Source organism: Pseudomonas sp. Sample_9, assembly GCF_004307535.1.
Classification (GTDB): domain Bacteria; phylum Pseudomonadota; class Gammaproteobacteria; order Pseudomonadales; family Pseudomonadaceae; genus Aquipseudomonas; species Aquipseudomonas mercuritolerans.
In genome coordinates this window covers 1-6,540 of sequence record NZ_RAZO01000074.1, presented here as the reverse complement: position 1 = coordinate 6,540, position 6,540 = coordinate 1, and the positions used below count along the sequence as shown (strand labels likewise).

Genomic DNA, 6,540 nt, shown 5'->3' with positions numbered 1-6,540 from the left:
TATCACAGCAATCCGAACGCGGTGAACGGCCCGGGCGCGGTGGATGTATTCACCTACACCGTGCGCGATTCCGACGGCGATGAAAGCACCACCACCATCACCATCGATGTGCATGACAGCTGCCTGGTCGCCGTCAGCGACACCGACGTCACCGTCTATGAAAAAGCCCTCGACCTGAGCAAGGATGGCACTGACCTGGCCCCCGGCACAGTCACCGGCAGCGATCCGGGCAATACCGGCGAAACCGCCAGCGGCACGCTGGTCGGTTCGGTCAGTGGCGGCAGCGGCGCGATCACTTACACCCTGGTCGGCAACGCCACCGGCAGCTACGGACAACTGCAGCTCAACGCCGACGGCACCTACACCTACACGCTGACGTCGGCAGCGAAAACCGCGCCGAGCGCCAACGACGGGCCGAACACCCTGAGCGAAACGTTCACCTACAAAGCCACCGATGCACTGGGCAACAGCACCACCAGCACCCTCGTGGTGAACATCGTCGACGACGTGCCGAAAGCCGTTGCCTCGGATCGCTCGGTTACCGCAGTGGAGATCGATTCGAACATCCTCATCGTCCTCGACATCTCCGGCAGCATGGCCGATCCCTCTGGGGTGCCGGGCCTGTCGCGGCTGGCACTGGCCAAGCAGGCCATTGGCGCCTTGCTCGACAAGTACGATGATCTGGGCGATGTGAAAGTGCAGTTGGTGACGTTCAGCAGCAATGCCGCCGACCGCACCACGGTGTGGGTCGATGTCGCTACTGCCAAGACATTGCTCGCCGGCCTCAACGCCGGCGGCGGCACCAACTACGATGCCGCCGTGGCGGTGATGCAGACCGCGTTCAACACCTCCGGCAAACTCACCGGGGCACAGAACGTCGGCTACTTCTTCTCCGACGGCAAGCCCAACGAGGGCGACATCGGCACGGCTGACGAGGCCGCTCTGAAAAACTTCCTTGATGCCAACAACATCAAGAACTACGCGATCGGCCTGGGTGACGGCGTGAGCAATGCCTACCTCGATCCGCTGGCCTACGATGGCATCAGCCACACCAACACCAACGCCGTGGTGGTCACCGATCTCAACCAGCTCAACTCGGTGCTGTCCGGCACTGTTCAAGGCGCGCCGGTCACCGGTTCGCTGCTGGGTGACGGTGGTTCGTTCGGCGCTGATGGCGGTTTTATCAAGTCGATCATGGTCGACGGCACCACCTACACCTACGATCCGAAAGCCCTCAGCGGCCAGGGTTCGTTGACCGCGAGCGGCGGCGCCAACCACGGCACCTTCAATACCGCCAACAACTCCGTAAGCATCGCCACCAACAACAGCGGCACGCTGGTGGTCAATCTCGACACTGGTGAATACAGCTACACCTCGCAGAAAACCACCGCAGTGGTGATCACCGAAAACATCGGCTTCACCGTGAGCGACAACGACGGCGATCTGGCCAGCTCAACGTTGACCGTGAAAGTGATTCCCAACGCGCCGCCAGTAGCGATGGACGATCACGTCATCACCAACGTGCTGTCGGGCAACATCGTGGTGCCAGGTGAGCTGTTGCTGGCCAACGACACCGATCCGAACGGCGACAGCCTCAGCGCCACGCCAACCAGTTTCAACACCGGATGGGTGTCGAAAGCGGCGGACTTCACCGGCAGCGGCCTGATCGGCTTCACTAACCAGAGCAACAGCGCGGCCAACCAGAACCTGGCCAACGTGCGCAGCGCCTTCAGCGCCAATGCTGCGACCATGACTGCCGTGCTGGTGGTCAGCGGTTATCTCGGCATGGTGAGCAACAGCAATGCCAACGATGAAGACCGCATTACCGTGAACCTGCGCCAGGGCGAAACCCTCAACCTCGATCACAATCTGGACGCCGGTCGGATCAGCATGGAGTACTCGCTCAACGGCGGCGCCTACACCGCGCTGGCGGACGGGCAAACGCTTACCGCCTCGGCGGATGGCGTCTACCAGATCCACATCACCAATATTGGTAATAGCGGCGGCAACCCCAACGCCGCGGAAAACTACCAACTGACCATGACCCTCAACTACGCCGGGGCCCATGACATCACACCGGACTACCACGGCACTTACACCGCCAACGACAACCACGGCGGCAGCGACACGGCCAACGTCAGCATCAGCTATCAGGACGGCCACACCCTGACCGGCACCGCTGACGACGATGTGCTGGTGGCAGGCAGCGGCAACAACGTGATCAACGCCGGCGAAGGCAACGACGTGCTCACCGCAGGCTCCGGCAACAACGAAATGCACGGCGACGGCGGCAACGACTTGCTCTACAGCGGTGCCGGCAATGACCTGCTCGACGGCGGCACTGGCAGCGACACCGCCAGCTACGTCCACGCCACGGCCGCCGTCACCGTCAACCTCGGCCTGCTCGGTGCGCAAAACACCCTCGGCGCCGGCACCGACACGTTGATCGGTATCGAAAACCTGATCGGCTCGAACTTCAACGACAGCCTCATCGGCGACGGCAACAACAACGTGATCAACGGTGGCCTCGGCAACGACTTCCTCAATGGCGGCGCTGGCGATGACTTGCTGATCGGTGGCATGGGCAACAACACGATGACCGGCGGGGCAGGGGCCGACACCTTCCAGTGGCTCAAGGGCAACAGCGGCCACGACCTGATCACCGACTTCACCCCCGGCACCGACAAACTCGACCTGTCGCAACTGCTGCAAGGCGAAAACACCAGCACCGCGTCGCTCGATGACTACCTGCACTTCACCGTCAGCGGCAGCGGCGCCTCGGTGATGACCAGCATCGACGTCAGCGCCATGGCCGGCGCCACGCCGAACCAGACCATCGACCTCGCCGGCGTCAACCTCGCCAGCCACTACGGCGTGACACCCGGCGCAGGCGGCATGGTGGCTGGGGGGCATGACACGGCGACGATCATCAGCGGGATGCTTAATGATCATTCGCTGAAGGTGGATACGGTTTGACCTGAGATCTGAAACGACAAAACCCGCCGCCCCGGTTGTTTCGGGGTCGGCGGGTTTGTGTGTCTGGGCAGATGTGAGATCGTTCCCGCGCTCTGCGTGGGAATGCAGCCCGAGACGCTTTCCCCCATCCACAGCTGGACAGCGGAGCGTCCCTTGAGGCATTCCCACGCAGAGCATAGGAACGATCATCGTGAGGCTTGCTGCTGCGGCAACTCCAGATTATCCAGCACCCGATTGGGCGGATGCTGGCGTAGCTGTAGGCCAAAGCGCAAGGATATGTAGCCTGAGAGGTGTATCTGCGAGTGTCTTTTAAACAGTTGGTGAATTCGAAAGGGTGTGTCGAATGGCGGTAGAGAATGGCAGGTGTTCAGTATTCTGGATTTCGTCCTGAAGGAATGTCGCCACGTCGTCTGGCGAAAGATCTCCGGCCAGATCCATCAGATCCTGGGCAGTTTTCAGGTGGGGGCGGATAGCCTCGCGTCTCATCGCCCGCAAGGCTCCGTTTTGCGCATCCAGATTGTATATTCGCAGCGTCTCGACGGCGCGAATTCGCGATTGATCATTCAGATTGGCAAGTGGGCTGATCGTGCCGTCACTGACAAAAAGCAGAAAATCGTCCGGATCATCTTCGTCAGGTTTGAGCAGGTTGCGGTGATCGTAGGGAGGGCAATTGTCCTTGAATTTCCCGCAGGCTTCTTCGCGACAACATGAGTGGAAGAGATTGGTCCACTCGAAAGTACCTTGTGGGTATCCGTGTCTTTGTCGGAAGTGCTCGATATGCGAATTGCCCGGTGTGCTGATATCTGCTTCGCAGTATGCGCAACGTGTGTCTTGCATCGATTGAAGGCACTGCCGGATCTGCTCTTTATCCGTGTGCATCATATCAGCCCATCTATCTGATCCATGCTGATAGTTCGCTAGACAGGTTGGAGCCGTACCTCGAATCAACTTCCGCATGCTTGAGATTTCCTTATTTTTGCGTCAGTTGTTTGCGCTTGAATTTTTCAAGTCGAATCAACCGATTACAATCAAGCATGTCAGGGTGTTCAGCGCCGAAATGCATATCCAGGAACTCGCGCAGCAACAAGCCTTGTTGCGATTCATGATGATCTTGCTGAATCAACGCTTTGTAGTCACTCAATTTGCGCGAAGGCTCATTGTCCGGGGTAGGGTCAATGCCCATCACGTAGGCCAGGACCTGAGAGCTGGCGACCCCCTGCGTTTGTTGTTCGACGTTGCTGATTCTGACTTGCTGCGATTTATCGTCAGTTACCGTGTGCAGGATACGAATGCATTTAGCCTCAACGGATGAAATCACCTGCGGACTATGCGTAGTCACAACGAACTGAATGTTCGCAAATGCGCCAAGCAAATCAGGTACGACTGTTTGCTGCCACTCTGGGTGAAGGTGCATATCGATCTCGTCGATCAACACTACACCAGTGCATTCGCGCGGCGCGGTAATGCCAAGGTGAGGGTTCAGCTTGATGCAGCGATAGGCGATATCCGCCGCCAGGGCAACAATATTGCGGATACCGTCGCTAAGTTGGCTGACTTTCAGCGTCCCGTGGACTGGATGCTCCAGTACCAGATCCGCGAACTCACTGCTGTAAGCCAGATTTCGCCATCCGGTTCGGGATTCAAGCATTGAGTTGACTGCGGCCTGGATGGCTTTGACCGGATTCAAGAACTCATCTTTGACTTCAGAACTGCTTCGTCCGCGTTCCAGGCTGCGAATCTGCTCTTCACGATAGCTGCGAAAGATTCGCGTATACCATTTGCTGAACTGTTTGTAATTGGATGCCGGATCAAGACTGTCTCGGTAACCATAGGTCCTCGAGAACTCAGCGTTATCGATTGCCTCTGACCCCGGAGTGTTATCCCTCCAGAGACGACTCGTACCGTAGTAAGCGAGTACGGGTAGTTCGATCGTTTCGGTAACGTCATTCAAAGCGTTAGCAAATATGCGCCGCTGCAGGTTTCTGGCGCTGTTTTCCAGAGCCCTTGCGCCTTTGTCGCTACGGGTTTTAGTCCCTTTGCGGATACTGATGCGACTGCGCGACCAATAACTTTCGGCACCCTTGAAGTCAGCATGCGCCGTCAAACGAGCGGGAAGAGAGGGCTCCATCTGATGCGCATCGACCGGACGTAAGAAGACGTCGTCAGACTGGATACCCGTCAGAGGCGCGTTGCCCAAATCAAAACCGCGTACAAACGGCCACAACGCAATCTTGATGGCATCCAGCAAACTCGTCTTGCCCTGACCGTTACGTGCGACCAGCAATGTCAGCTGTTTATCCAGTTCGAGTGTCAGCGCGGGGAAGCAGCGATAGTTTTCCAGTTCGAGCCTGATCAGTTTCAAAGACGTTCCTCCATGTGGACCGATGTCAGGCTACGGCAGGGGCAGTATTTGCGTCGGCCAACGTGGCGCAAATTCTACTGTTATTGAATTCAGGTGAATACCTGCTCACTGCTAACGGCATGTGTCAGGATTTGCGCAACGTCTTCTGCCGCAAAATATAGACCGTCACCAGCACGGCACTGGTCAGCATGAACCCTCGCGCCCAAACCAGCGGCACCAGATAGCACGAGAACAGGATGCTCGCCCACATCAGCCCGATCGCGTAGACCTTGCCTTTGAGCGGGATGCCGTTGCCTTCGAGGTAGTCGCGAATCCATGGCCCCAGCCGTGGGTGTTCGACCAGCCAGCGATAGAAGCGTGGTGAGCTGCGCGCGAAGCAGGCTGCGGCGAGCAGGAGGAAGGGGGTGGTGGGCAGGACCGGCAGGAAGATGCCGATCACCCCCAATGCCACGCTGAGCCAGCCGATGGCCAGCAGGACGTAGCGCAACATCAGGGGGCGGTTGCCTATGGGGTTGTCCATAGGCCGGGTCTTAGTGGTGACGAGGCTTGAGGATCGCCGGTTTTTCGTCGGGGGCCTGGCACAGCAGGTACAGCGCGGTCAGGGCTTCCGGGATCTGCACGATCATGTCGTCCATCAGATTGGCGTCCTTGGCGATGTCTTCGAACTCAGGCTGTTCGTCGAACAGGCCGGAGCCGACCATGATCGGCAGGAGCATTTCGCTGACTTCTTCTTCGGCGGTTTCAAACCAGGCCGCTTCGCGCAGGAATACGCCTTCCATGAAGCCGATGCACCAGCCACGCAGTTCGGAGTCGTCCGGCTCTTCGCCCAGATCCAGTTCGCACGGCAATTCGAATTCTTCATCCGAGGCCAGTTGGCGAGCGATGTGCGCTTTGAGGCCGATCAGTGTGGCTTCGATTTCGGCACGCTGGGCTTCGTCGGTGTAATGCGGCTCTTCGGCGAACAGCGCGTCGATCCACTCGCGCTCCGGAACGTCTTCGGAGCAGATCGACAGCGCGGTCAGGTAACCGTGGGCGGCGACGTAATCCAGCGCCTCGTCGTGCAGCTCGTCGGCGTCGAGGAAGACTTGCAGGCGGGTCAGTTGCTCAGCGAAGGACATTACGGGGCTACCTTGGGGAATAAACAATGCGGGAATTCTAGGCCTTCTTGCGCGCTCTAGCCAGCCGCTTGGCAGATTTGCCCG

Annotated in this window: 5 protein-coding genes; 1 reads left to right on the top strand and 4 read right to left on the bottom strand. The window is 58.7% G+C overall.

Features of this window, described 5'->3' with window-relative positions; genetic code table 11:
• A partial coding sequence (locus D6877_RS04310) for a type I secretion C-terminal target domain-containing protein (RefSeq protein WP_130909962.1) occupies positions 1-2,976 on the top strand: 2,976 nt, incomplete at its 5' end.
• 309 nt (positions 2,977-3,285) lie between these two features.
• On the opposite strand, the gene ptuB is transcribed toward D6877_RS04310, so the two are convergent.
• The 4 genes from ptuB to D6877_RS04285 form a co-directional block, all read right to left on the bottom strand.
• Positions 3,286-3,933: a retron Ec78 anti-phage system effector HNH endonuclease PtuB gene (gene ptuB / locus D6877_RS04300; protein ID WP_130909960.1), complete on the bottom strand. Its 648-nt coding sequence runs from the start codon at positions 3,931-3,933 to the stop codon at positions 3,286-3,288.
• Between the two features lie 13 nt (positions 3,934-3,946).
• Complete coding sequence (locus tag D6877_RS04295) at positions 3,947-5,338, bottom strand: AAA family ATPase (RefSeq protein WP_130909959.1); 1,392 nt, start codon at positions 5,336-5,338, stop codon at positions 3,947-3,949.
• Positions 5,339-5,462: 124 nt separating this feature from the next.
• On the bottom strand, positions 5,463-5,858 hold the full coding sequence (locus tag D6877_RS04290; protein ID WP_130909958.1) for a YbaN family protein: 396 nt from the start codon (positions 5,856-5,858) through the stop codon (positions 5,463-5,465).
• 10 nt (positions 5,859-5,868) lie between these two features.
• Positions 5,869-6,456 carry a YecA family protein gene (locus tag D6877_RS04285; RefSeq protein ID WP_016771143.1) on the bottom strand — a complete coding sequence of 196 codons (588 nt, stop codon included), beginning with the start codon at positions 6,454-6,456 and terminating at the stop codon, positions 5,869-5,871.
• Positions 6,457-6,540 lie beyond the last annotated feature (84 nt).